Genomic DNA, 24,851 nt, shown 5'->3' with positions numbered 1-24,851 from the left:
TCAGTTGAGACGCGGATAAGCATCGGCGATTTTATCGCCGGTGAAATGTGCCACCCAGCCTTCCGGGTTATCGAACACGCGGATCGCCGTGAAATTCGGCGCCGATCCCATGTCAAACCAATGGCGAGTGTCTGCCGGCACGGAAATCAGATCGTTCTTCTCGCACAGGATCTGGTAGATCTTGCCGTTCAGATGCAGACAGAACAGCCCCGCGCCTTCGACAAAAAACCGCACTTCATCTTCACCATGGGTGTGTTCGGAAAGAAACTTCTCGCGCAGCACTTCGCGCTGGGCGTTGTCCGGACGCATGCTGATCACATCCCAACTCTGGTAGCCTTTTTCCGCCACCAGACGATCAATTTCATGCTGGTAAGCGGCAATCACCGCCGCCGGTTCCGGGTTGTCACCCAGTTCACGATCGGCCTGCCAGCGTTCAAAACGCACGCCGATTTGTGCCAGTTGCTGCTGAATAGCTTCGGCGTCGCGGCTCTGCCACAGCGGCTGCTGCGGCTCTTTATCGCTGAAAATCGTCAATCCACTCATGAGGTAAACTCCCCTAAATCGATGTGATCAAAACGGTTAACCTGCGGGTGCCGGCTCTGCGCATCGGCGTCGTCGCGGATCAGCTGACAGGTATGCCAACCGGCGGCTCGCGCGGCATCCAGCTCTTGATGAATATCGGAAAGGAACAGCAGCTCGTCGGCGGCGATACCGATTTCATTGGCAATATTGCGGTACGAGGCGGTTTCACGCTTGGCCCCGACGTGGGTATCGAAATACCCGCTGAACAATGGCTGCAGATCGCCGGCATCACTGTTGCCGAACAGCAGTTTCTGCGCTTCCACCGAGCCGGAAGAGTAAACGTATAGCTTCAGCCCCTGCTGCTGCCAGGCACTTAGCTGCCCGGCCACTTCAGGGTATAAATGCCCGCGAAAATCACCGTTGTGGTAGCCACTGCGCCAGATGATACCTTGCAGTGCCTTCAGCGCGGTGGATTTGCGATCTTCGTCCATAAAACGGTAGAGCGCGGCAATAAGTTGCTCAATATCCGCCTGCGGTTGATCAATCTCATGACGCAGGGCAGCCAGCGGCGCAGCCACCTCAGCCTCTGCCTGGTGCTGACGGATAAACGGTGCCAAACGTTCACGCGCATAGGGAAACAGCACCTGATGAACAAAGCGGATATCGCTGGTGGTACCTTCAATGTCAGTGACGATGGCGCGGATCATTTTGCCTCCAGTAAACGGCGTTGCAGTTCGCACTGGAACAGGAATTCCAGCCCTTCAAGGTGACGACGAGCCTCCGCAACCTGGCGGCCCCAGCAATACAGGCCGTGACCCCGCACCAGAAAACCGTACTGCAATGGCGTCACTTCGGCATAGGCCGCGACGCGCGCGGCCAAGCGCGGAATGTCCTGATCGTTGTCGAAAATGGGGATCGCTACGGCATCCAGATGAGAGCTCTGCCCGGCGAGAGATTTTTGCATCTCATAGCCCTGCAACACCAAACGCTCACTGGATTCAACGCGTGACAACACTGTCGCATTCACCGAATGCGTATGCAACACCGCGCCAATCTGCGGGTACAGCCGGTAAATCAAGGTATGCAGGCCGGTTTCCGCCGAGGGTGTGCGGCCACTCGGCACATGGTTGGTGGCGGTTTCCACCAGCAGGAAATCCGATTCGCTCAGGCTGCCTTTATCCTTGCCGGATTCGCTCACCAGACAGTGTCGGTCATCAAGACGCAGCGACATGTTGCCGCCGGTCGCCGGGCACCAGCCCTTTTCGCCAATCCAGTGACAGGCAGACAACAGCGCTGTAAGTTGCGGATTTTCGGTCATTATCGTTTCCCGGTTAGTAAGGTCGTCCAGCAGGTGAAGCTTAGAATGATTTGATTAATGATTAGATTTTTTCTTCATTTAGCCATCTAAGCGTCTTGATTGCCAAATACTAACATCGTGTTATATTGACGGCAACATAAGCGCCAGGAGTATTAGCCTGCTATGAGCACTTCAGCATTGATTCCCGAAAGCAAACTGCCCGCTCTGGGCACCACCATTTTCACCCAGATGAGCGCGCTGGCAGCGCAGCATCAGGCAATCAACCTGTCTCAGGGTTTCCCCGATTTCGATGGCCCGGACTACCTGAAAGAGCGTCTGGCCTGGCATGTCAGCCAGGGCGCAAACCAATATGCACCGATGACCGGCGTCGCGCCCCTGCGCGAAGCCATCGCCGAGAAAACGGCGGCGCTGTATGGCTGGCTGCCGGACGTGACCAGCGAAGTTACCGTCACGGCTGGGGCTACCGAAGCGCTGTTCGCCGCCATCAGCGCGTTGGTGCGTCCGGGAGATGAAGTGATTTGCTTCGATCCCAGCTATGACAGCTATGCGCCGGCGGTCACCTTGTCCGGCGGTACGCTGAAACGCATTGCGCTGCAGCCACCGGCCTTTAGCGTCGATTGGCGACAGTTCGAAGAATTATTGTCGCCCCGCACCCGCCTGGTGATCCTCAATACGCCGCACAACCCTTCCGCCACCGCCTGGCAGGCGGAAGATATGCAACAGCTGTGGCATGCCATTAGCGAGCGTGAAATCTATGTGCTCAGCGATGAAGTCTATGAGCATATTTGTTTCGCCAAAGGGGGACATGCCAGCGTGCTGGCCCACCCGCAGCTGCGCCAACGCGCCATTGCGGTGTCATCCTTCGGCAAAACCTTCCACATGACCGGCTGGAAAGTGGGTTATTGCGTCGCCCCGGCAGCGCTGAGTGCGGAAGTGCGCAAGGTACACCAGTACCTGACCTTCTCGGTTAACACCCCGGCACAGTTGGCGCTGGCCGATATGCTGCGCAGCGAACCGGAACACTGGCAGCAGCTATCTGCGTTTTACCGCGCCAAGCGCGACCGTTTCGTGCAGGCGCTGTCCAGTAGCCGACTGGAAATTTTACCCTGCGAAGGGACATACTTCTTACTGGCGGATTACAGCGCGGTCTCGGATCTGGACGACGTGGCATTCTGTCATTGGTTAACCGAGCACGTAGGCGTGGCGGCGATCCCGCTGTCGGTCTTCTGTGCCGATCCTTTCCCTCATAAATTGATCCGGCTGTGCTTCGCTAAACAGGATGCCACGCTGGATGCAGCTGCGGAGCGGTTATGTCGACTTTAAAAATTACCCTGTTGCAGCAACCCCTGGTGTGGCGAGATGGCCAAGCCAATCTGCAACATTTTGACGCCTTGCTGGCCCCCTTAAGCGGCCGCGATCTGATCGTATTGCCGGAGATGTTTACTACCGGTTTTGCCATGGATGCCGGGGAAAGTGCGCTGCCGGAACAGCTGGTGATTGACTGGCTGCACGGCTGGGCGAACAAAAACAACGCGCTGGTTGGCGGCAGCGTGGCGCTGAAAACCGCCGAGGGCGCGGTTAACCGTTTCCTGCTGGTGGAGCCTAACGGCCGGGTGCATGCCTACGATAAGCGCCACTTGTTCCGCATGGCGGGTGAACACCTGCACTATCAGGCAGGCAAACGGCGTGAAATCTTCGAATGGCGCGGCTGGCGCATCCTGCCGCAAATTTGTTACGACCTGCGTTTTCCGGTCTGGTCTCGCTACCAGCAGGATTACGATCTGGCGCTGTACGTCGCCAACTGGCCGGCACCGCGCAGCAAACACTGGCAAACGTTGCTGGCGGCACGGGCCATTGAGAATCAGGTCTACGTGGCCGGCTGCAACCGCGTCGGCGAAGACGGCAACGGTCTGAACTACAGCGGTGACAGCCTGATCCTTAGCCCGCAGGGCGAAACGCTGGCGCAGGCGGAACCCGGCATTGCCGCACGGCTTGACGCGGAACTGTCGCTGGAAACCCTGCAAAGCTATCGCAGTGCCTTCCCGGCTTGGCGGGATGCCGACAGTTTCCTGCGCCACGATTAAGCATTTCGGGCGCGGTACCGGTACACCGCGCCCGTTGCTTCAGGAAAGCTCTTCTTCCGCCGCTTTTTCTTCTGTCCCCCCAATGCGGTTAAACAACAGGTTCAGCAACAGCGCCACCAGGCACGAGGCACTGATGCCTGAATGCAGCAAAGTACGCACCCAGTTCGGAAACTGATCGTAAAAGGTCGGCATCACGATAGGGATCATGCCGAAGGCAATCGCCGTTGCTACCACCACCAGATTCATGTTGTCCTTATACTCAACCTTGGCCAGAGTGCGGATGCCGCTGGCGGCCACCGAGCCGAACAGCACCACACCCGCGCCGCCCAAGACCGGCAGCGGAATGCAGGCCACCAGTCGCCCAAGGACCGGCAACAGCCCCAGCAGCACCAGAATCGTCCCGCCGGCGCTGACCACAAAGCGGCTCTTCACGCCGGTGATCGCCACCAGCCCGATATTCTGGGCAAACGAGCTTTGCGGAAACGAATTGAATACCGGCGACAGGGCGCTGGACAACATATCGGCACGCAACCCGTTGGCGATACGGCGCGCATTCACCGGCGAGCCGACAATTTCACCGACGGCCATCAGCCCGGCGGTGGTTTCCGTGAGTAATACCAGTACGATCAACAGCATGGATAGCACTGCGCTCAGTTCGAAGGTTGGCCAACCGTAGGCAAAAGGCGCGGGGAATGCCAGCCAAGGCCCGTGGCCTACGGCAGCGAAGCTCAGCTTACCCACCCACGCGGCCGCCACACAACCGACAGCCATCGCCAGCAGCACCGATAACCGTTTTAACCCCGGGGAACCCACCTTGTTCAGCAACAAAATAACCGCAAGTGTGAAAGCCGCCAGGCCAATATTTCCGGTTGATCCCCAATCTGCGGCCTTGGCGTTGCCCCCCATCGCCCAGCGTACCGCCACCGGCATCAGCGACAACCCAATCACCGTCACCACGGTGCCGGTCACCACCGGCGGGAAATAGCGAATAATCTGCGAGAAAAACGGCGCGATCAGTAACCCAATCAACGACGCCGCGATCACCGCACCAAACACCGCAGGCAACCCGCCGTCGCCAGTGACTATGGTCACCATGGTCGCGACCCCCGCAAAGGAAACGCCCTGCACCAACGGCAAACGAGAGCCGAAACCCGGCGCACCAAGAGTTTGCAATAACGTCGCCAAACCGCTGACAAACAGCGCTGCCGTCACCAGCAGGCCAATTTGCGCGGCGTCTAACCCTGCGGCAGAACCTATGATCAATGGCGGCGCTATGATGCCGCCATACATGGTCAGAATATGCTGCAGGCCGTAGGCGAAGGTTTTTGCCAGCGGCAATTTTTCATCTTCCGGGCAGCACGAAGCCGCACCCTTATCCTGAGACAGAGCCATAGATACCTCGTCAATGCGGGTTAACCGCTAAGGGCGTTTAGCTGCCCCGGTAGGTTGAATAGGAATACGGGCTGATGAGCAGCGGTAAATGGTAATGCTGCGCCGCATCCTTGATGACAAAATCGATGATCGCCGTGGCGTATAACGTTTCACGATTGTCTGCGGTAAAGTAACCGCCCACGTCGGCATGCAGGCGGTAATGCCCCGCGGGCAGCTCATCCGGCGTTAGCTCACGGGCGCGGCCATCGGCATCGGTGGTGCCTTCGGCTATCGCCCGCCATTGCCCCTGCTGTTCCCGCTCCAGCCAGACTCGCACCTTTGCCGCCGGTTTACCCAGGGAGGTATCCAAAATATGGGTGCTGATATTACTCATCGCTCAGTAACTCCTTAAAACGCAGCATCACGATTTCGCGCAGCTGTTCGGCGGTTTCCTGCCGCTCCTGCTCCACGTCGTTGTTCAAGCGTCGTTCCAGCTCACTCAGAATGGCTCGCCCATCTCGGCCGGCGGCACGGATCAAAAACACCTGGCCAAATTGCTGTTCATAACGCCGGTTGCCCACCAGCAGCACTTGAGCCAATTCCGGATCCCGGTCATTGACCGCCGACTGTTCACGCTTGGAAAATTGCGCCTCTTTCCCCTGGCCTGCGGCACGTTCGCCAATGCGCGGGTGCTGCGCCAATGCCTGGCTGACCTCTTCATGCCGCCAACGCTGCGCCGCCTGCCAGGCCACCGCCAACGCGGCATCGCTGCTGCTGAACGGCCGGGCCGCAATCACTGAAGCTATCCAGCTCGCAATGTTCACGCAGGGCCGCAGCAAACGCTCGGCTTCCGCCACGGGCAATTGATTAAACTGCTGCAGGTTCATCGGTGTTCTCCCAACTGGCCACCGTCTGGCAGTAGGCCTGAATAGCCAGCGCCACATCGGTCTGGCTTACGGCTTCGGCCGGATGATGGCTGATGCCGCGATCGCAACGGACAAACAGCATGCCCACCGGCCAGCAAGCCGACACGGCAATCGCGTCATGCCCGGCACCGCTGGGCAAAGCCATGCTGCGCCCCTGCACCGCCGCCACGCTCTGCTGCCAACGTTGCTGCAAATCTGCATCACATTCCGTTGCGTTTATGCGATAAAACTCCTCGCTGGCAAAACCTAATCCGCGACGTGCGCAGATCTCCTGCGCCCGTTCCAACAGCTGCGTAAGCAATGCCGCCAGCGGGCCATCTTGCGGGCCGCGAACGTCCAGCGACAGTTTCACCTCACCGGGAATGACGTTGACCGCCCCCGGAAGACTTTCGATACAGCCGACAGTCGCCACCAAATGTTCATCGCGGGTACGGGTTATCGCTTCAACCGCCACCATCCACTCTGCCGCGGCCGCCAAGGCGTCTTTGCGTTGCCCCATCGGCACGGTGCCTGCATGGCCTGCCTCGCCGCTAAAGGTGCAATGGAGTCGACGCGCGCCGTTAATCGCCGTCACCACGCCCAGGGCCAGATCGGCGGCCTCCAGACAAGGCCCTTGTTCAATGTGCAATTCCAGATAAGCGCAGATATCACCTGGTGCTCGCCGCGCCTCAACCACCGCCGCCGGATCCAGGCCAAACTCGCGCAACGCCTGCGCCACGCTGATGCCCTCGGCATCAGTACGCGCCAACCACTCGGCTGGCCACTGGCCGGTAATGCCCCGGCTGCCCAGCAGGGCGACGCTAAATCGCGTCCCTTCTTCATCGGCAAAACCAATCACTTCAACCGCCACCGGCAGACGCCGCTGCTGCTGATGCAAATGCGCCACCACCTCCAAGGCGGTCAATACGCCGAGCATGCCGTCATAACGGCCGGCATTGCGCACCGTATCCAAATGCGAACCGAGTAACAGCGCGGGCGCACCTGGCGTTTGACCTTCGTAGCGGCCACAAACATTGCCAACGGCGTCCTGCCAGACCCGCATACCGATACTGCGCATCCAGTCGCCTACCAACAGGTTGGCGCGCCGATGCTCCGGCGACAGATAAACCCGCGTCAGCTGGCCTGGCGTAGCGCTGATCGCCGCCAGCGCGTCGCAACGCGCCATCACCCGTGCGGCCGCCTGTTCCGCCTCCTGGGCGGTTAACCGCAACGCCATCACCGGCTCCCGTCGTCGTAGGTGTTCCAGGCCGCCTGCAGCGCTTCCCCCTGCTTGCTGGCGAAACCCAGACGGTTCAGCACCGCTTCCAGCGCAGTCAAGGTTTGCAGCACACAGTCTTTACGCGCGTTGTAACCCATGGTACCGATGCGCCAAATCTTGCCCTGCAGCGGGCCGAACGAAGTGCCGATCTCGATGGCAAAATCATTGAGCATCATCTGCCGCACCTGTTCGCCATGCACCTGCGGCGGGATCACCACCCCCAACACGTTGTTCATGCGGTTATCGAGATCGCCGAACACCTCAAGCCCCATGCCCTGAATGCCGGCCAGCATCGCCGCGCCGTGCAGCCTGTGGCGAGCGATGGTGTTATCCAGCCCCTCTTCCAGGATCACCCGGGCACATTCGCGCGCGGCAAACAACATGCTGGTGGCTTCGGTGTGGTGATTCAGACGCTCGGGGCCCCAGTAATCCATGATCATGCCGAGATCAAAATAGTTGGAGTAGATCATCTCATCGTCACCGTCGGCATGATCGGCAGTGCGGATCCCCTGCTCCACGCACTTGCGACGGCGGACGATCTCTTCGAACTGCGGGCTTAGGGTGACCGGCGAACTGCCGGACGGCCCACCCAGACATTTCTGCAGGCCTGCGGATACCGCGTCCAGCCCCCAGGCATCGGTTTCCAGCGGGTTACCGGCGAAGGATGCAGTCGCGTCGGTATAAAACAATACGCCGTGGCGGCGGCAGATATCCCCCAGTTGATCCAGCGGCTGCAGCATGGTGGTCGAAGTGTCTCCCTGCACCGTCAACAGCAGACGCGGACGTACCTTCTTGATCGCATCTTCAATCTGATCGGCACTGAACACTTCCCCCCACGGCGCCTCGAGGGTGTGCACTTCGGCACGACAGCGGCGGGCAATTTCACACAGCAAATGGCCAAAACGGCCAAACACCGGCACCAGCACTTTGTCGCCGGGGCGGATGGAGGAGACCAGCATCGCTTCGATGCCCGAACGGGAGGTGCCGTCGATCAGCATCGTCCAGCGGTTTTCGGTACGAAACAGCGCGCGATACAGCTCCATAACCTGATTCATGTAGCCGGTCATTGCCGGATCATACTGCCCAATCAACTGGCTAGACATGGCACGCAGCACGCGCGGATCGGCGTTGATCGGCCCTGGCCCCATCAGCAGACGGGCAGGTGGGTTAATCTGATCGAACTGGGTAATATCCAACATGTTAATTCCTTACCAGCTTAATAACTCAGTAAACTCAGAACGCAGCACGCGCCTCATGGCATATCACGCCTCAGACAGGCCGCGAACTGAAGCAATAAACTGTTTCAATTCCTGCGTTTGCGGATTGGCGAACAGCGTGCGGCTGTCGCCTTGCTCCCACACTTTGCCCTGGTGCATAAACACCACCCGGTCACCGACCTCACGGGCAAAGTTCATTTCATGGGTCACCAGAATCAGCGTCATACCCTCTTTGGCCAACTGCTCCAGGACTTTCAACACCTCGCCCACCAGCTCAGGATCCAGCGCCGAGGTGATTTCGTCGCACAGCAACACCTTCGGGTTCATCGCCAGCGCCCGGGCAATCGCCACCCGCTGCTGCTGCCCCCCGGAAAGGTTAGCCGGGGAATAATGCATCCGCTCACCCAGCCCAACCTTGTTCAGCATCTCTTCCGCCAGCTCGCGGCATTCCGCCGGGCTTTTCTTCAGCACCCGACGCGGTGCCAACATCACGTTTTCCAACGCGGTCATATGGGGAAATAGATTGAAGTTCTGGAACACCATGCCAATGGAGCGACTGATCTCACGCGCCTGCGAATCACGGTCGGTGATGGTCATGCCACCCAGTTTGATGCTGCCTTCCTGGTACCCCTCGAGCCCGTTGATGCAGCGCAACAGGGTGCTCTTGCCCGACCCGCTACGGCCGATAATCGAAATCACCTGGCCCATATCGATATCCAGATCCACGCCCTTCAGCACGTGGTTCTGGCCGTAATATTTTTGAACCTGATTAATTGTGATGAGCGGCATGGAACTTCCTCTCCAGATAATGGCTGTAGCGCGACAGCGGGTAACACATCAGGAAATAGCCCAGCGCGACCAGGCCGAACACTTTAAAGGGTTGATAAGTGACGTTGTTTAACATGGTGCCTGCCTTGGTCAGTTCGACAAAACCAATGATCGACGCCAACGCGGTGCCCTTGATCACCTGAACTGAAAAACCGACGGTCGGCGCAATGGCAATGCGAACCGCCTGTGGCACCACTACCCGCACCAGGGTCTGGCCGAAGCTCAGCCCAAGACAACGCGACGCTTCCCATTGGCCTTTGGGCAACGCGGCGATGCTGCCGGACCAGATATCCACCAGAAAAGCGCTGGTAAACAGCGTCAGTGCCAGTGCCGCAGCGGCCCAGGGGCTAACATCAATGCCGAACAGCGCCAGCCCAAAGAAGGCCAGGAACAGCTGCATCAGCAGTGGCGTGCCTTGAAACAGCTCTGAATAACAGCGGACAAAACGCAGGGCCCACCGGCGCTTGCTCAGGCGCAGCAATAACAGCGGCAGCGTCACCAGTGTGCCGCCAAAGAACGCCGTCAGCGACAGCAACAGCGTCCAGCGCGCGGCCAGCAGCAGGTTGCGCACAATGTCCCAGTCGGTAAAAGTCAGCATCAGTTCTGGCTCCCTAAAAAGCGGCGGCCGGCGGCCAGCAACAGTTGGCGCATCAGTATCGATAGCAGCAGGTAGAACAACGCCGTCACTAAATACACCTCAAAACTGAGGAAGGTGCGCGACTGGATCAGGTTGGCGGCAAAGGTCAATTCTTCGAACGACACCTGCGACACCACCGACGAGCCCAACATGACGATAATGCACTGGCTGACCAACGCCGGGTAAATGCGCTGCAGCGACGGCGGTAACACGATGCGCAAAAATGTCTGGCTGCGGCTAAAGCCCAGCACCCGCCCGGCCTCCCACTGCCCTTTCGGCGTCACCTGAATGCCTGCGCGTATAATTTCGGTGCTGTAGGCGCCCAGATTAATCACCATCGCCAACAGAGCCGCCTGCCCGGCGGTCAGCTTCCACCCCAGGCTCGGCAGACCAAAGACGATGAAGAACAGCTGCACCACGAACGGCGTGTTGCGCACCACCTCGACGTAAATCCCCCAGGCACGGCTAAACAGGTTGGCTTTGCCGCTGCGGATCGCCGCCCCGAAAATCCCCAGCGCAACGCCCATCAGGGTGGCCAGTGCCGTCAACTCAATCGTGGTTAGCAAACCGGCCAACAGCTCCGGCAGATAGGGCCACAGCGCGGGAAAATTTAGCTGATAGGTCATCGGGTGCTCCCATTACGCGCCAAGATGGGCGGGCAGCGGCGCTTTCAGCCATTTTTCCGACAGCCCATTCAGGGTGTTGTCTTTCAGCGCTTGTTCAATCAATTCATCCACTTTGGCTTTCAGCGCCGGTTCGCCCAGACGCAGGCCGACGAAGCATGGCGAATCCTTCAACATAAACTTGGCCACCGGCGCTTTGGTCGGGTTCTGTCGCGCCAGAGCGCTCACCACCAGATTGCCGGTAGCAATGTATTGCACCTGACCGGACAGGTAGGCCGACAGCGTGGTGTTGTTGTCTTCGTAGCGTTTGATCTGCGCGCCCTTCGGCGCTGTGTCGCTCAACACCATGTCTTCTACCGCCCCGCGCGTCACGCCAACGGTCTTGCCTTCCAATTGAGCGGCATCGCTCAACGCGGTGTCTTTAGGGCCAAACACCCCCAGGAAGAACGGCGCATAGGCACGGCTGAAAGCGATAGCCTTTTCGCGTTCAGGATTTTTGCCCAGGCTGGAAATCACCAAATCCACTTTGTTAGTCTGTAGATAAGGGACGCGGTTGGCACTGGTGACCGGCACCAGCTGCAACTTAAGTTTCATCTTGTCGGCCAGATACTGCGCCATATCGATGTCATAACCCTGCGGCTGCAGATCGGTGCCTACCGAGCCAAACGGCGGGAAGTCTTGCGGTACCGCTACCCGCAACACGCCACGCTGCTGGATTTCTTGTAGTTGATCCGCCATCACCGACGTGGCCTGCGCCATCAACAGCACCGCCCCTAACGCCGCTACCCCGATTTTCTTGAAGTTCATAGACTATCCCCGATGGTGAAATGATGAAACAAAAGATTCTTTGATTATTACTTTGCAACTAATGTGCCAATCGAGAGCGTCAACCAGCTTAACCTTTGCTGTCTTTGAGTTAGGGGGCTAAGAGGAAACTCCCCTGCCATGACTGTGGCAGGAGGAAGGGATATCACGGAGAAAAATGCGCACCATCAAAGTGCGAAGGCACCAAAATGGCGCGGAAATTAGCGCTGTTCCAACTCATCCAGATCGCCATACAGATTGGCGATCTGATGGATCCTTTGGCGTCCTTGCGTCAGCGTCTCATGCAGCAAGGCATTGCTGAGCAGATTGGCCAGGCTCATGGCGGCGGAATAGCTGTCAAAAGCGGAAACGCTATCCAGCGGTGCCGCCAGGTGCCAGTTCGCCAGTGGGATCAGCGACTGCGCCTGCGGTTCGCACACCAGCAGCGTCGGAACCTGCTGAATCTGCAACTGCGTCAGCAAGGCCCGCAACTGACGCGGCCGGCGGCGAAAAGCCACAACTACGGCCACGTCCCCGTGGTCCAAATCGACCAGCTCTTCCGCCAGCGTTTGCCCGGGCTGCGGCATCAATAACACCTGCTCACGTACCTGCATCAGTTGCTGGCGCAGGTGCATGGCAATCGGATAACTGTTGCGAAACCCCATCAGTACCACACGCCGAGCCTGCACCAGGGCGGCGATCACCGCATTGAACTGGCCGGCGTCAATATGGTTCACCCACTGAGTAAGGTTGGCCATTTCCTGCTTGTAGTGCCGCGCCAACAGGGTGTTGCCCTGCACCGCATCACGATTATCGGTCAGCGGCATACCGCTCTGGCGCAGGGTGCGCAGTTCATCACGCATTGCACGGTAGCTTGGGTAGCCCAGGCGTTTGAACAGGCGGCTGACGGTAGCTTTGGATACGCCACTCAGGCGCGCCAGCTCGGCGCTGTTGTAGCTGATCAGGTCGTCAAAGTGATCGAAAATAAAATCGGCTACCCGCTGTTCCTGCGGCGTAAGCTGCGAATATTCCCCGCGCAGGCGTTCATCGATCTGCTTCATTGCTGCTCCTGCTTGTAACCTTTGTTTCAGCGGAACATAGCACGGCCAATCTACCCGCTGGCAAGCGTTTATTACCGCCGAAGAAAACATGGAACGCCTCTTGCTTGTCTTTGAGACAGAAGCTGACCTCAAACAAGGGCCAAGAAATGATTAACAGCAATACCGCGCCATTGGGCATGGCCGTCACGCCTCACCACCTCGCCAGCGAAAGCGCGCTGGCGGTTCTGCGTGAAGGGGGTAACGCCATAGAAGCCATGGTCGCCGCCGCCGCGACTATCGCCGTGGTTTATCCGCACATGAATGGCCTGGGCGGTGACGGTTTCTGGCTGATTGTGCCGCCACAGGGCGATCCGGTGGCGATCGACGCGAGCGGCGCTGCCGGTTCCTTAGCCACGCTGGATTTTTACGCCGGTGAAAGCCACATCCCGCATCGCGGACCCAGGGCGGCGCTGACCGTTGCCGGCACCGTTGGCGGCTGGCGCGAAGCGCTAGACTATTCCGGCGAGCTGGGCGGCGAACAGCTGCCGCTACCGCGTCTGCTGGCCGATGCCATTCGCTATGCGGCGGACGGCATTCCGGTTACCGCCTCGCAGGAGGCCGCCACACGCAGCAAATATCATGAACTGGCGGATGTGGAACATTTTGCCCGTACTTATTTGCCGCAGGGAGAAATCCCCCTTGCCGGACAGCGTTTCTGCCAGCCACGGTTAGCGGATACCCTGATTGCCCTGGCCGAAGAGGGTTTGGACAGCTTCTATCGCGGCCCACTGGCGCAAAGCATAGCGGCCGATATGGCCCGGCTGGGCATGCCGCTCACCGCCCAAGATCTGGCGGATTATCGGCCGCGTCGGCGCACGCCTTTGCGCCTTGAGCACCAGAAAGGTGAAGTCTTCAACCTCACCCCACCCACTCAGGGCCTGGTGTCGCTGGCAATCCTCGGTTTGACCGATCGCCTGCCCCTGGCCAGCAAAAGCGAAGGCGCAGTGGTGCATGGCATCGTCGAGGCCACCAAGCTGGCTTTCGGTCTGCGTGACCAATTCATCACCGATCCACGCCAAATGACACAGGATCCGCAGGCACTCCTGACGACAGAACGCCTGGATATGCTGGCCAAGCATATCGATCCTGAGCATGCTGCGGCCTGGGGCAAAGGCAAGGGGCCGGGCGATACCGTGTGGATGGGCGTGATGGACAGCAGCGGTCTGGCGGTGTCCTTTATCCAAAGCATTTACCACGAATTCGGCAGCGGCGTGGTATTGCCGCAAAGTGGCGTGCTGTGGCAAAACCGCGGTGCGTCCTTCAGCCTGGATGCCGCCCATCTGCTGGCACTGGCGCCAGGCAAACAGCCTTTCCACACTCTGAACCCCGCGGCGGCTCGCCTGTATGACGGACGCACCTTGGTGTATGGCTCCATGGGCGGCGACGGCCAGCCGCAAACCCAGGCGGCGGTGTTTGTTCGCCATGTGGTGCAGGGCCTGCCGCTGCAGCAGGCGATCAGCGCGCCGCGCTGGCTGCTGGGACGCACCTGGGGTGAAAGCTCTGACTCGCTGAAGCTGGAAGGTCGCTTTAGCGCGGAAACCGTCGACTACCTGCGCCAACGGGGCCACGACGTGGAGTTGTTACCGGACTTTAGCGAAGCGGTCGGCCATGCCGGCGCCATTGTTCGCCATACTAACGGCATGCTTGAAGGGGCTTTCGATCCCCGCAGCAACGGCAGTGCCGCCGGCTTCTAGCCGCCATTTTTATTGGGGAGAAGTAAAATGAAAAACCAACCTGTCGTCGACTGGGCGGCCTATATCAGCCAAATGGAAGCGATACTGGCGCTGGAAATGGATGACGCGCGCCGTCAGGAACTGCTGACCCAGTTCAATCGCATTGCTGCACTGGCGGAACCCTTGATGGCCTTCCCGCTCGATCCACGCCTGGAGATCGCAGGAGTGTATCGCGCATGAATTCGTTAAGTGCCCTATCGATCGCCGAGATCCGCGCGGCCCTGAAGCAAGGTGCGATTTCTGCACGTGAGATTGCCCAACAGACGTTAGAGAATATTGACGCACGGGATCCGGCGCTGAACGCCTATACCCACATCACGCGCGAACGCATGTTGAGCGAAGCCGATCACCTCGATCGCACACGTGCCAAAGGTCTCCCATTGCCGAGCCTGGCGGCGATCCCTTACGCGGTAAAAAACCTGTTCGACGTCATCGGCGAAACCACCCTGGCGGGGGCCAGTCTGTTCAGCGATAACCCGCCGGCCAAACAGGACGCCTGGGCGATCGGCAAACTGGCCGGCCAAGGTGCCTTGCTGTCCGGCATGCTGAATATGGACGCCTATGCGTACGGTTTTACCACCGAAAACAGCCACTACGGCGCGACGCGTAACCCGCATGACACCACGCGTATTGCCGGTGGCTCCTCAGGCGGTTCGGCAGCGGCGGTCGCCGCCGGGCTGGTGACATTTTCCCTCGGCAGCGACACCAATGGGTCAATACGCGTACCCGCGTCGCTGTGCGGCATCTTTGGGCTGAAGCCAACCTTTGGCCGTCTGTCGCGCAGCGGTAGTCAGCCTTTCGTCGCCAGTCTGGATCATCTCGGCCCCTTTGCCCGCCGGGTGCGAGATCTGGCAACGGTGTATGACGTGATGCAGGGCACGGATATTGAAGACCGTTTTCAGGCGGATAAACCGGTCACGCAAACCGAATCGCTGTTGCCCCGTGGCCAACAAGGCCTGCGCTGCGCGGTGCTGGGCGGGTATTTTCAGCAATGGTGCAACGATGATGCTAAAACCGCTGTAAGACAGGCTGCGCAGGCACTGGAGGCCGTGGCTGAAGTTGAATTTCCGCAGGCCGAATTGGCCCGGTCGGCAGCGTTCATCATCAGCGCCGCCGAGGGGGGCAATCAGTATCTGCCGCTGTTGCGCAGCCAGCCAAACCGCTTTGAGCCGCTGTCGCGTGAACGCCTGCTGGCCGGTGCCATGCTGCCCTCCGCCTGGTATGTGCAGGCGCAGCGCTTTCGTACCCATTTTCAGCAACAGGTGCTGCCGCTGTTCGAACGCTGGGACATCCTCATCGCCCCCGCAACGCCCTGCAGCGCCACGCCGATCGGCCAGGAAACCATGCATATCAACGGCACGGATCTGCCGATCCGCGCCAGTATGGGCATGCTGACGCAGCCGGTCTCTTTCCTCGGCCTGCCGGTAGTGACGGTGCCGCTGAAAACCGACTCTGGCCTGCCGATAGGCCTGCAGCTGATTGCCCCCCCCTGGCGAGAGGATCTGGCACTGCGTGCCGCCTATGCGCTGGAACAACGTGGCGTGGCAAGATGTGTTATACCGGGAAAACAGGACTAAATGATGAAAAGTGAGTATATCGATCGTCCGGCGGTGCTGGCAGAGGTGAACGCCGCCTTTTACCGTTACGAACAGGCGCTGATCGGCAATGATATTGAGGTGCTGGATGAGTTGTTTTGGCACGATGGTCGTACCGTCCGTTACGGCGCGACGGAGAATTTGTACGGCATCGATCAGATCCGTGACTTCCGCCAACAGCGTCCTTCCAAAGGGTTGGATCGCCTATTGGAGAACACCGTTATCACCACCTACGGTGACGATATGGCCGTCGCCAGTACCGAATTCCGCCGCCCCGGCAGCGAAAGCGTTGGCCGCCAGATGCAAACCTGGGTCAAGTTGCCCTGCGGTTGGCGCATCGTCGCCGCGCACGTGAGCTTGATGGCTTAAGGCAAACCCGGCGCACAAAAAATGGATAGTCTGGCATGTTGAGCCTTATAGTCGGCAGAGGTATTACCTTTAGCTAACTGAGGCTACTTATGACTACGGCTGCATCGATAAAAATTGATGATGAGCTCAAGCAACGGGTGCAACAAATCGCGGCCACGCGTCAGCGAAGTGCGCACTGGATTATGCGCGAGGCTATCCGTGAATACGTCGAGCGAGAAGAAAAGCGCGAAGCGCTGCGCAAAAGGCCGTGGCATCCATTCGTAGCAGCATCAATATCCTGGTCCATCATCCTCAGGCCGGTCGGCCCATTGAAGATATGGAAATTGAATTTAGGGAATGGCCGAACGATTTCGGCAACAGCGGCTATATTGCCCTGTATCATTTTGATGGCAGCACCGCTGTACTGCTGGCAGTGCGCCATCAAAGTGAAGCCGGTAACTGACCGGGTCCCTCAACACCAGTACGCCATAAAATTAACGGTGGAGCGATCGAGATCGCGTTCGCCAATCAGATAACGGCGTAGCGCCTTCACCGCGGAAGACTCTGCCGCAACCCAGGCGTAGAAGCTTTTCGCCCCTTCGGCTCGTTCCCACAGCAGATCGCCGCCCAAACTGTTTTCCGCCAGCGACTGCGCTTGCGTCCGCGCCGATTCGGGAATATTTACCCGTTGGCGCACCGACTCCACCAGCAGCGTACCGTGCATCTGCTGATGCCCGACGTCACGCGGCAGCCAATAGACCTCGGCGAACGGGAAGCGATCCATGTTCAGGCAGTCGCCCGCCACAGGAACCTCGAAGAAAGCCTGTACCCGCGGCGGATTGGCCCGCTGCGCCAGCTGTTCCAGAATGCCTACCGCCGCCGGTACCGCCGTCTCGTCGGCGATTAACAGCGCCTGCTGCAGCTCGCTCGGGGGAACCCATTCGTAACCGCCGCTGTCACCGTCAAAATCGGCATTGGGGGCTACGGTTTGAATAACATCTCCCGGTTTGGCACGGGTCGCCCACGCCGAGGCCGGGCCGTTCACGCCATGCAGCACAAACTCGACGTCCATTTGATTCTGTTCGGCACGCAGCGCCCGCAGCGTATAGGTGCGCATCACCGGGCGTTGATCTTTCGGTATCGCCATATAGTCGCGATACCAGTCGTCGCTGTTTTCCAGACGCAGGATCTGCCCCGCTTCGGCTGGGAACAACAGTTTGATGCGCTGATCCGGCGCCTCCAGCTTCATGCGATGGACATCCGGCCCCTCAAAAACGCAACGCAGCAAGGAAGGTGATACGTTTTCTTTTATTTTCAGTGTGATATCAAAAATTCTGTAGCTTGATGCGCCGGACATACTTGTTACTCTCCCGCAGAATTTGCACTGATGCGGTGCTGGCGCCACAGCCAGCCGCTGATACCCCCCAGCAGAACCGCCATCGTCAAAGCCGCCGCAATCAGCTGCGACTCACCATAAAATTTGGCCACCACCGGCACCATCAATGCGCTCAGGCCGTAACCCAGCGTATGGCTGGTAGCAATGGCCCCCGACCCTTTGCCGGTAGACAATTTCTCGTTCAACATCAGTTGATAACCCGGCGTCGCCATGGCTGCGCCAAAAGAGGCCAGTGCGCAACCAACATAGAATAGCGCCAAAGGCTGAGCGCACATCAGGCCCAGTCCCACTATCATCAGCACGGCGGCAATCAGCAGCAGCTGCGACGCGCTAAAACGCTGCGGGCGCACCACCAGAAACTGAGCCAACAGCGTACAGGCCGCCGCCACGCTCAGCAACACCGCCACGTGATGACTGACGGTGGTGGCGGAATGACTGAATAAACCGGTCAAATGCGGTGCCAATCCCAATTGCATCAAGCTGACCGACGCGGCCAGCAACAGTGCGCACAGCAGGTAAGGCACCATATTGAGGCGAAGTCGGTTTTGCTGATGGGCAACCGGCGGCAGCGGTGGATCGTTATGCTGGCGGCACACTACCAATAGGGCGATCAATGGCGCAAGCGCCATCAACCACAGCGGCGCCATCGGATGAATCGACAACGCCAGCGCGGCGCACAGCGGCCCCAACAGTCGCCCGCAGCTCAGCCCGGAACTGATGGTCGCCAGCGCCGACATACGCTGTTCATAGCCGGCACGCTGTAGCGCCCAGGTCTGGCTCGCTGGCACCATGCCGGACACCGTCAGCCCGTAGATAATGCGTGCCGCAATCAGGCCGCCCAGCCCCAGCGTCGATGAAAGCCAGCCAGCCGCCAACCCCCAAACCGCCAATGCCAGTAAAGCAAAACTGAACAAATACCCTGCTAACGCCATGGTTACCACGAACTTGCAGCCGCGAATTTCAGACTGCCTGCCCCACCAGGGTGACCCCACCAAAAACAGCATCGAGCCGAGCGTCAATAGCCCGGCCCAGACTGAAAGCGACAGCTGGGTCATGCTGACCAGCACCGGCAACGCCACCAGCAGGCCGTTTTGCCCGATACCCAGCAGCCCGGCGCACAACGCCAGCGGCCAGTTGGAAGGAGACGTATTCGCTATTGGCGGTGATTTAGGGGGAGATGAAATATGCATCAAACGTAAATTTACCGTTAATAAAATTATAAGGTTATGTTCAATTCATTGAAAAATTGTATCATACGACGATTGATAACAATAAATATTATTGATATAAGAATCATTCTCAATTGATTCAATAGTGAAATGGGATCATGACAATCCAGTTTGAAACCGCGACGACCGACGTGGCTGCGCAATGTTTTCTCAACGCGTTGATGCGTGAAACCCGGGACTGGCAAATCGTTCCGGCGGCCAACAACCAACAGAATCCGCAGCTTCATATTCCACTTTCGCCTTCTCAGGCTATCCGCATCACTTTACGTCACACCTCCCCCACCCAACATCACCAGTATCTGTTCCCTGCCCGCTTGCATCAGCAAGACGACGGCGCTGGTGTTGCGCTGAGCGTGGAGCAACTGGTGACCCTGTTGCTGGAAAAACCGTCGGTGAAGGGGGAACTGCCGGATGAGGTCGTTACCCGTTTCCGCCAGCGCGTACTGGAGAGTCATGACAATACCCAACAGGCAATCGCGGTTCGCCTGGACTGGCCGACGCTGCGCGACAAGCCGCTCAACTTCGCTCAGGCGGAACAGGGGCTGTTGGTAGGCCACGCCTTCCACCCGGCGCCCAAATCCCATGAACCTTTCGACGAACAGCAGGCGCGCCGTTACCTGCCAGATTTTGGCGCCCGTTTCCCGCTGCGCTGGTTTGCCGTCGATAAAAACCACCTGTGCGGCGACAGCCTGAACCTGACGTTGCAGCAGCGCCTGCAGCGTTTTGCCGCCGAAAGCGCACCGCAACTGCTGGCGCATTTTACCGATGACGTCTGGCTGTTGCCGATGCATCCGTGGCAGGCCGACCATTTGCTGACGCAGACCTGGTGCCAGGAACTGGTGACCCAGGGATTAATCAGCGATCTGGGCGAAGCCGGCGAGCGCTGGCTGCCAACCAGCTCTTCCCGCTCGCTGTACAGCGCCAGCAATCGCGACATGATTAAATTCTCCCTCAGCGTGCGCCTGACCAACTCGGTGCGTACCCTGTCGGTAAAAGAAGTGAAGCGCGGCATCCGTTTGGCTCGTTTGGCGCAAACGCCACGTTGGCAGCAACTGCAGGCACGTTATCCCACCTTCCGCGTGATGCAGGAAGACGGCTGGGCCGGGCTGCGTTCTGCGGACGGGACGATTCAGGAAGAAAGCCTGATGGCACTGCGCGATAACCTGCTGTTTGAGCAGCCGGAAAGTCAGACCAATGTGCTGGTGACCCTGACCCAGCCCGCACCGGACGGCGGTGACAGCCTGCTGGCAGCGGCGGTGCGACGTTTAGCCGCCCGACTGAATCTGCCGGTGCAACAGGCCGCTCATACCTGGCTGGATGCTTACTGCCAACACGTCTTACTGCCGCTGTTCAGCACCGAAGCCGATTACGGGCTGGTGCTGCTGGCCCACCAACAAAATATTCTGGTGGAAATGCAGCAGGATCTGCCGATCGGCATGCTGTATCGCGACTGTCAGGGCAGCGGCTTTACCCGCGACGCCGGGCCGTGGTTAGAAGAAATTGGCGAGGCCGAGGCGGAAAACCGCTTCAGCGAACAGCAGTTACTGCGTTACTTCCCTTACTACCTGCTGGTGAACTCCAGCCTGGCGGTCACTGCGGCGTTAGCCGCGGCCGGTTTCGACACTGAAGAACAGCTGATGGCCCGGGTGCGCGATGCGCTGAGTGGTCTGCGTGCCAACGCCAAAAACACCCTGTGTCTGGACTACGTCCTCGACAGCAGCCACTGGAACTGCAAAGGCAACTTCTTCTGTTACCTGCATGACCATAACGAAAATACCATCGTCGATCCGGCGGTGATTTACTTCGACTTCGTCAACCCGCTGCGCCAGGGAGCCGCTCAATGATGCCGCAAGCCAAACTGACGCATGCCGGCAACGGTTTTTTCTGCGAGCAGCTGGGAAAGGCGCTGCAACTCAGCCTGGGCCTGGACGGTAGCGCGGTGTTGCATTATCCGGGGCCACTGCCTCAGAACTGGCTGGTGCAGGCGCTGGACCAGTTGCTGGTGGCGGCACCGCAGCTCAGCGGTGTCACCTTGCCCTATGCGCAATGGTGCGAAGAACCGCAGGCACAGGCGCTGTTCGCGTTAGCCAGCAGTGACTATCTGGCGCGCGAAACCTTTTATCAGTTACCGCTGTGGCTCGGTGCCGAACGCCACTCCGCGTCCGGGAAAATGCAGTATGACGCCGCGCGTAGCCTGTGGTTCCCACAGCGCCCCGCTCGCCCCAGCGGCGAGGTGTATCGTCGTTACGATCCGCAGCTCAAGCGAACCCTGAGCTTCCGCCTGCCGGAAGTGGCACACGACGCCGAGCAGTTCACCCGCTGGATGAATTCACCGCGCGTGGATGCCTTCTGGGAAATGAGTGGCCCGCTCGAAACCCAGGCCGCCTACCTGCAGCGTCAGTTGGACTCCAGCTACTGCTATCCGTTGCTGGGGTGCTTTGACGATCGCCCGTTCGGCTATTTCGAAGTCTATTGGGCTCCGGAAGATCGCATCGGTCGCCACTACCGTTGGCAGCCGTTCGACCGCGGGCTACACATGCTGGTCGGTGAAGAAGACTGCCGCGGCGCGCAATACATCCGCAGTTGGCTACGCGGCCTGACGCATTATCTGTATCTGGATGAACCGCGCACCACGCGCGTGGTCGCCGAACCGCGCGCGGATAACCAGCGACTGTTCCGTCACCTGCCGACAGCCGGCTACCACACAGTCAAAGAGTTCGATTTCCCGCATAAGCGCTCGCGTTTGATCATGAATCAGCGTGATGAATTCTTCCGGGGGGCTTCAGTATGAACACCGTAGATTACGCCGACTGGCAGCGCGTAAACCGCCAGATGATCGCCAAGATCCTCGCAGAGCTGGAATATGAACGCACGCTGCAGGCCGAACAACACGGCGAGCAATGGCGCATTCTGCTGGGCGACGCTCAGTATAGCTTCAGCGCCGAACGCGGCATTTGGGGTTGGCTGCACATCGACCCGGCAACGCTGACCTGTGATCAATCGCCGTTAGCCGCCGACCAAACGCTGCGCCAACTGGCTCAGGTGTTGAAAATGGACGATGCGCAGGTCGCCGAGCATCTGGAGGATTTGTACGCCACGCTGCGCGGCGATATGCAGTTGCTGTCCGCCCGTCACGGCATGAGCGCACAGGATTTGATTGCCCTGGATGCTGACGCGCTGCAGTGCCTGTTGGCCGGACACCCCAAGTTTATCTTCAATAAAGGTCGTCGTGGCTGGGGCCTGACCGCGCTGCATCAGTACGCGCCCGAATACCAGGGGCAGTTCCAACTGCACTGGGTGGCGGCTAAACGCGGCAGCTTTGTCTGGTGCGCCGACGAAGAGTATTCACTGGATAACCTGCTTAACAGCGCGATGGACAGTGCCGAACGCCAACGCTTCGACCGCCGCTGGCGCGAGCTGAAGCTGACCCATGACTGGATCCCGGTCCCGCTGCACCCGTGGCAGTGGCAGCAAAAGATCGCTTTGCACTTCCTGCCGCAGTTGGCCGAAGGGGATCTGGTGGAACTGGGTGAATTCGGCGACAGCTATCTGGCGCAGCAATCGTTACGCACGCTGACCAACATCAGCCGCCGTTCCGCTTTCGACATCAAGCTACCGCTGACCATTTACAACACCTCGTGCTATCGCGGCATTCCGGGCAAGTACATCAGCGCCGGGCCGGCCGCTTCCCGTTGGCTGCAGCAGACTTTTACCGAGGACGATACGCTGAGCGCCAGCGGTGCCGAGATCCTCGGCGAGCCGGCGGCAGGCTATATGACCCACCCGACCTACGCCTCTTTAGCCAAAGCGCCTTATCGCTACCAGGAAATGCTGGGGGTGATCTGGCGTGAGAATCCCTCTTGCTACCTGCAGGAAGGCGAACAGGCCATCTTGATGGCGACGCTGATGGAAACCGACAACCACGGCCAGCCGCTGATTGCCGCCTATATCGCCCGTTCCGGCCTGAGCGCTGAAGCCTGGCTGCAGCAGATGTTCAGGGTGGTGGTGGTGCCGATGTATCACCTGATGTGCCGCTACGGCGTAGCGCTGATCGCCCATGGGCAAAACATCACGCTGGTGATGAAAGATCATGTGCCGCAGCGCGTGCTGTTGAAAGACTTCCAGGGCGATATGCGTCTGGTGGATCAGGACCTCCCCGAGGCAGCATCACTGCCGAAAGTGGTGAGAGACGTCACCGTGCGCCTGCCCGCCGACTATTTGATCCATGATTTGCAAACCGGGCATTTCGTCACCGTGCTGCGCTTTATCTCGCCGCTGATGAAGACCTGTGGGGTCAGTGAAACCCGCTTCTATCAACTGCTGGCACAGGTGCTGAAAGGCTATATGGCACAGCATCCGGACATGGCGGAACGCTTTGCGTTGTTTGATCTTTTCAAACCACAAATTATTCGCGTGGTGCTCAACCCGGTAAAACTCACCTACTCAGAGCAGGATGGCGGCAGCCGCATGTTGCCAAACTATCTGCAGGATCTGGATAACCCTCTTTACTTGGTCACCAAGGAGTTTGCCCAATGAATCAGCCCCTGGATTTCATCGGCATTGGTATCGGCCCGTTCAACCTCAGCATTGCCGCACTCGGCAGTGAAGTTGCCGGTTTTAACAGTAAATTTCTCGAACGCAAGCCGCACTTTTCCTGGCATCCCGGCATGATGGTGCCGGATTGCCATATGCAGACCAGCTTCCTGAAAGATCTGGTCAGCGCGGTATCGCCCACCAATCCCTACAGCTTTCTTAACTACCTGGTGAAAAGGAAGAAGTTTTATCGATTCCTGACCACCGAGCTGCGTACGGTGTCGCGCGAAGAGTTCGCCGACTACCTCGACTGGGCCGCCAACGGGCTGAAGTCGCTGGAGTTCAGTCAGGATATTCAGAGCGTCGATTTTGACGACCAGCAGCGCCAATTCATCGTCACTACCCAGCGTGCGACTTACCGGGCGCGCCACGTCTGCCTGGGCATAGGCAAACGCATCAAACTGCCGGACTGCGTTACCGAGCAAAACGATCGCTGCTTCCATGCCAGCGAAATGACGATGCGCAACCCGAACCTGGCCGGAAAACGCGTCACCATCGTCGGTGGCGGCCAGAGCGGTGCAGACCTGTTCCTGAACATCTTCCGCGCCGAATGGGGGCAGCCTGCGCAACTGAATTGGATCTCGCGCCGCAATAACTATAACGCGCTGGATGAGGCCGCCTTCGCCAACGAGTACTTCACGCCGGACTACGTTGACAGCTTCTATGGCCTGAACGACGGTGCCAAGCAGCGCATGCTGACCGAGCAGAAGATGACCTCTGACGGCATCACCAGCGATTCGCTGCTGGCTATTTACCGCGCAATGTATCACCAGTTTGAAGTGTTGCGCGAAAAGCCCTGGGCGCACCTGCTGCCAAGCCGCTCGCTGGCGGCAATCCAGGCCGCAGGCGATGGCTGGCAGTTGGTTACCCATCACCATCTTGATCAGGGTAAAGAAACCTTCGACACCGACGTGGTGATTTTCGCCACCGGCTATCAGCAGGATCGTCCGGCGTTCCTCGAACCGCTGGCCAATCGCCTGCTGACCACCGCCGATGACCAGTTCCGCGTAGCCCCCGACTTCAGCCTGGAGTGGGAAGGCCCCAAGGAAAACTGCCTGTTTGCCGTAAATGCCGGCATGCACAGCCACGGCATCGCCGAACCCCAGCTCAGCCTGATGGCCTGGCGTTCGGCACGCATTCTCAACCGGGCTTTAGGACGCGACCAGTTCGATTTAACGTCCACCCCGGCTGTGATCCAATGGCGTAGTCGGCAGCCGGGTATTCCGTCCCGCGCCGAGCACGTCATGCTCAATTACACCGAGTTTTAAC

General features: G+C 59.1%; 26 protein-coding genes and 1 pseudogene. 12 read left to right on the top strand and 15 right to left on the bottom strand.

The window, feature by feature from the left end:
• The 3 genes from H0S68_RS04300 to H0S68_RS04290 are packed head-to-tail and all read right to left on the bottom strand — an operon-like array spanning window position 1 to window position 1,840.
• Window positions 1-543, bottom strand: a complete 543-nt coding sequence (locus H0S68_RS04300; RefSeq protein ID WP_044548476.1) for a 1,2-dihydroxy-3-keto-5-methylthiopentene dioxygenase — start codon at window positions 541-543, stop codon at window positions 1-3.
• A complete protein-coding gene (gene mtnC / locus H0S68_RS04295) occupies window positions 540-1,229 on the bottom strand; it encodes an acireductone synthase (protein ID WP_410529181.1) in 690 nt (229 codons plus the stop codon). The genes H0S68_RS04300 and mtnC overlap by 4 nt, the downstream gene beginning before the upstream one ends.
• Window positions 1,226-1,840 carry a methylthioribulose 1-phosphate dehydratase gene (locus H0S68_RS04290; RefSeq protein ID WP_116691229.1) on the bottom strand — a complete coding sequence of 205 codons (615 nt, stop codon included), beginning with the start codon at window positions 1,838-1,840 and terminating at the stop codon, window positions 1,226-1,228. The genes mtnC and H0S68_RS04290 overlap by 4 nt, the downstream gene beginning before the upstream one ends.
• Window positions 1,841-2,002: 162 nt before the next feature.
• Here H0S68_RS04290 and H0S68_RS04285 point away from each other — a divergent pair, with 162 nt between their 5' ends.
• Window positions 2,003-3,163: a pyridoxal phosphate-dependent aminotransferase gene (locus tag H0S68_RS04285; RefSeq protein ID WP_410529180.1), complete on the top strand. Its 1,161-nt coding sequence runs from the start codon at window positions 2,003-2,005 to the stop codon at window positions 3,161-3,163.
• A complete protein-coding gene (locus tag H0S68_RS04280; RefSeq protein ID WP_129982477.1) occupies window positions 3,151-3,924 on the top strand; it encodes an amidohydrolase in 774 nt (257 codons plus the stop codon). The genes H0S68_RS04285 and H0S68_RS04280 overlap by 13 nt, the downstream gene beginning before the upstream one ends.
• Window positions 3,925-3,963: 39 nt before the next feature.
• Here the strand turns inward: H0S68_RS04280 and H0S68_RS04275 are convergent, their stop codons facing one another.
• The 10 genes from H0S68_RS04275 to H0S68_RS04230 form a co-directional block, all read right to left on the bottom strand.
• Window positions 3,964-5,316, bottom strand: coding sequence for a nucleobase:cation symporter-2 family protein (locus H0S68_RS04275; protein WP_410529179.1), 1,353 nt, complete (start codon window positions 5,314-5,316; stop codon window positions 3,964-3,966).
• Window positions 5,317-5,353: 37 nt separating this feature from the next.
• Window positions 5,354-5,689 (bottom strand): hydroxyisourate hydrolase, encoded by a 336-nt coding sequence (gene uraH, locus H0S68_RS04270; RefSeq protein ID WP_046374433.1) that lies wholly within the window; start codon window positions 5,687-5,689, stop codon window positions 5,354-5,356.
• Entirely contained in the window at window positions 5,682-6,182 is a 501-nt protein-coding gene (gene uraD, locus H0S68_RS04265) for a 2-oxo-4-hydroxy-4-carboxy-5-ureidoimidazoline decarboxylase (protein ID WP_410529178.1), read from the bottom strand. The genes uraH and uraD overlap by 8 nt, the downstream gene beginning before the upstream one ends.
• The gene (gene hpxK / locus H0S68_RS04260) at window positions 6,163-7,437 is read right to left on the bottom strand and encodes an allantoate amidohydrolase (protein WP_410529177.1); all 1,275 of its coding nucleotides are present in this window, start codon (window positions 7,435-7,437) and stop codon (window positions 6,163-6,165) included. The genes uraD and hpxK overlap by 20 nt, the downstream gene beginning before the upstream one ends.
• Window positions 7,437-8,678: a pyridoxal-phosphate-dependent aminotransferase family protein gene (locus H0S68_RS04255; RefSeq protein ID WP_046374436.1), complete on the bottom strand. Its 1,242-nt coding sequence runs from the start codon at window positions 8,676-8,678 to the stop codon at window positions 7,437-7,439. Before H0S68_RS04255 ends, hpxK begins: the two co-directional genes overlap by 1 nt.
• A 63-nt stretch (window positions 8,679-8,741) precedes the next feature.
• Window positions 8,742-9,485 (bottom strand): amino acid ABC transporter ATP-binding protein, encoded by a 744-nt coding sequence (locus H0S68_RS04250; RefSeq protein ID WP_044548464.1) that lies wholly within the window; start codon window positions 9,483-9,485, stop codon window positions 8,742-8,744.
• Window positions 9,466-10,122, bottom strand: a complete 657-nt coding sequence (locus H0S68_RS04245; RefSeq protein WP_046374437.1) for an amino acid ABC transporter permease — start codon at window positions 10,120-10,122, stop codon at window positions 9,466-9,468. Before H0S68_RS04245 ends, H0S68_RS04250 begins: the two co-directional genes overlap by 20 nt.
• Entirely contained in the window at window positions 10,122-10,787 is a 666-nt protein-coding gene (locus tag H0S68_RS04240) for an amino acid ABC transporter permease (RefSeq protein WP_020825348.1), read from the bottom strand. The genes H0S68_RS04245 and H0S68_RS04240 overlap by 1 nt, the downstream gene beginning before the upstream one ends.
• A 12-nt stretch (window positions 10,788-10,799) precedes the next feature.
• Complete coding sequence (locus H0S68_RS04235; RefSeq protein ID WP_044548462.1) at window positions 10,800-11,591, bottom strand: transporter substrate-binding domain-containing protein; 792 nt, start codon at window positions 11,589-11,591, stop codon at window positions 10,800-10,802.
• 218 nt (window positions 11,592-11,809) lie between these two features.
• The gene (locus H0S68_RS04230; RefSeq protein WP_128864363.1) at window positions 11,810-12,649 is read right to left on the bottom strand and encodes a MurR/RpiR family transcriptional regulator; all 840 of its coding nucleotides are present in this window, start codon (window positions 12,647-12,649) and stop codon (window positions 11,810-11,812) included.
• A gap of 146 nt (window positions 12,650-12,795) precedes the next feature.
• On the opposite strand from H0S68_RS04230, the gene H0S68_RS04225 reads away from it, so the two are divergent.
• The 6 genes and pseudogenes from H0S68_RS04225 to H0S68_RS04200 all read left to right on the top strand — a co-directional run bounded on the left by H0S68_RS04225 (window position 12,796) and on the right by H0S68_RS04200 (window position 16,827).
• Complete coding sequence (locus H0S68_RS04225) at window positions 12,796-14,382, top strand: gamma-glutamyltransferase family protein (protein WP_262215594.1); 1,587 nt, start codon at window positions 12,796-12,798, stop codon at window positions 14,380-14,382.
• Between the two features lie 27 nt (window positions 14,383-14,409).
• On the top strand, window positions 14,410-14,601 hold the full coding sequence (gene hpxX / locus H0S68_RS04220; protein WP_115059989.1) for an oxalurate catabolism protein HpxX: 192 nt from the start codon (window positions 14,410-14,412) through the stop codon (window positions 14,599-14,601).
• Window positions 14,598-15,998 (top strand): AtzE family amidohydrolase, encoded by a 1,401-nt coding sequence (locus tag H0S68_RS04215; RefSeq protein WP_128864361.1) that lies wholly within the window; start codon window positions 14,598-14,600, stop codon window positions 15,996-15,998. The genes hpxX and H0S68_RS04215 overlap by 4 nt, the downstream gene beginning before the upstream one ends.
• 3 nt (window positions 15,999-16,001) lie before the next feature.
• The gene (gene hpxZ, locus H0S68_RS04210) at window positions 16,002-16,385 is read left to right on the top strand and encodes an oxalurate catabolism protein HpxZ (RefSeq protein WP_041415223.1); all 384 of its coding nucleotides are present in this window, start codon (window positions 16,002-16,004) and stop codon (window positions 16,383-16,385) included.
• Between the two features lie 89 nt (window positions 16,386-16,474).
• Window positions 16,475-16,549, top strand: a pseudogene (locus tag H0S68_RS04205) (CopG family transcriptional regulator); the annotation flags it as partial.
• Window positions 16,550-16,632: 83 nt separating this feature from the next.
• Window positions 16,633-16,827: a type II toxin-antitoxin system RelE/ParE family toxin gene (locus H0S68_RS04200; RefSeq protein ID WP_410529176.1), complete on the top strand. Its 195-nt coding sequence runs from the start codon at window positions 16,633-16,635 to the stop codon at window positions 16,825-16,827.
• 9 nt (window positions 16,828-16,836) lie between these two features.
• Here the strand turns inward: H0S68_RS04200 and H0S68_RS04195 are convergent, their stop codons facing one another.
• Window positions 16,837-17,721, bottom strand: coding sequence for a siderophore-interacting protein (locus H0S68_RS04195; protein ID WP_115059995.1), 885 nt, complete (start codon window positions 17,719-17,721; stop codon window positions 16,837-16,839).
• A gap of 5 nt (window positions 17,722-17,726) precedes the next feature.
• The gene (locus H0S68_RS04190; RefSeq protein WP_115059997.1) at window positions 17,727-18,950 is read right to left on the bottom strand and encodes an MFS transporter; all 1,224 of its coding nucleotides are present in this window, start codon (window positions 18,948-18,950) and stop codon (window positions 17,727-17,729) included.
• A 137-nt stretch (window positions 18,951-19,087) separates the two neighbouring features.
• Between H0S68_RS04190 and H0S68_RS04185 the strand changes: the two genes are divergently transcribed.
• From H0S68_RS04185 to H0S68_RS04170, 4 genes are read left to right on the top strand one after another with little or no spacing between them, the layout of a single operon-like run.
• Entirely contained in the window at window positions 19,088-20,833 is a 1,746-nt protein-coding gene (locus H0S68_RS04185) for an IucA/IucC family protein (RefSeq protein WP_115059999.1), read from the top strand.
• Window positions 20,830-21,780 carry a GNAT family N-acetyltransferase gene (locus tag H0S68_RS04180; RefSeq protein WP_410529175.1) on the top strand — a complete coding sequence of 317 codons (951 nt, stop codon included), beginning with the start codon at window positions 20,830-20,832 and terminating at the stop codon, window positions 21,778-21,780. Before H0S68_RS04185 ends, H0S68_RS04180 begins: the two co-directional genes overlap by 4 nt.
• A complete protein-coding gene (gene iucC / locus H0S68_RS04175; RefSeq protein WP_410529174.1) occupies window positions 21,777-23,525 on the top strand; it encodes an aerobactin synthase IucC in 1,749 nt (582 codons plus the stop codon). The genes H0S68_RS04180 and iucC overlap by 4 nt, the downstream gene beginning before the upstream one ends.
• Window positions 23,522-24,850: a lysine N(6)-hydroxylase/L-ornithine N(5)-oxygenase family protein gene (locus H0S68_RS04170; protein WP_142815841.1), complete on the top strand. Its 1,329-nt coding sequence runs from the start codon at window positions 23,522-23,524 to the stop codon at window positions 24,848-24,850. Before iucC ends, H0S68_RS04170 begins: the two co-directional genes overlap by 4 nt.
• The last annotated feature ends 1 nt before the right edge of the window (window position 24,851 follow it).

The sequence above is a fragment of the Serratia sp. AXJ-M genome (assembly GCF_046531865.1).
GTDB classification, from domain to species: domain Bacteria; phylum Pseudomonadota; class Gammaproteobacteria; order Enterobacterales; family Enterobacteriaceae; genus Serratia; species Serratia liquefaciens.
Note: the sequence above shows the minus strand (reverse complement) of the source record. Positions and strands in the feature narration are given on the sequence as shown.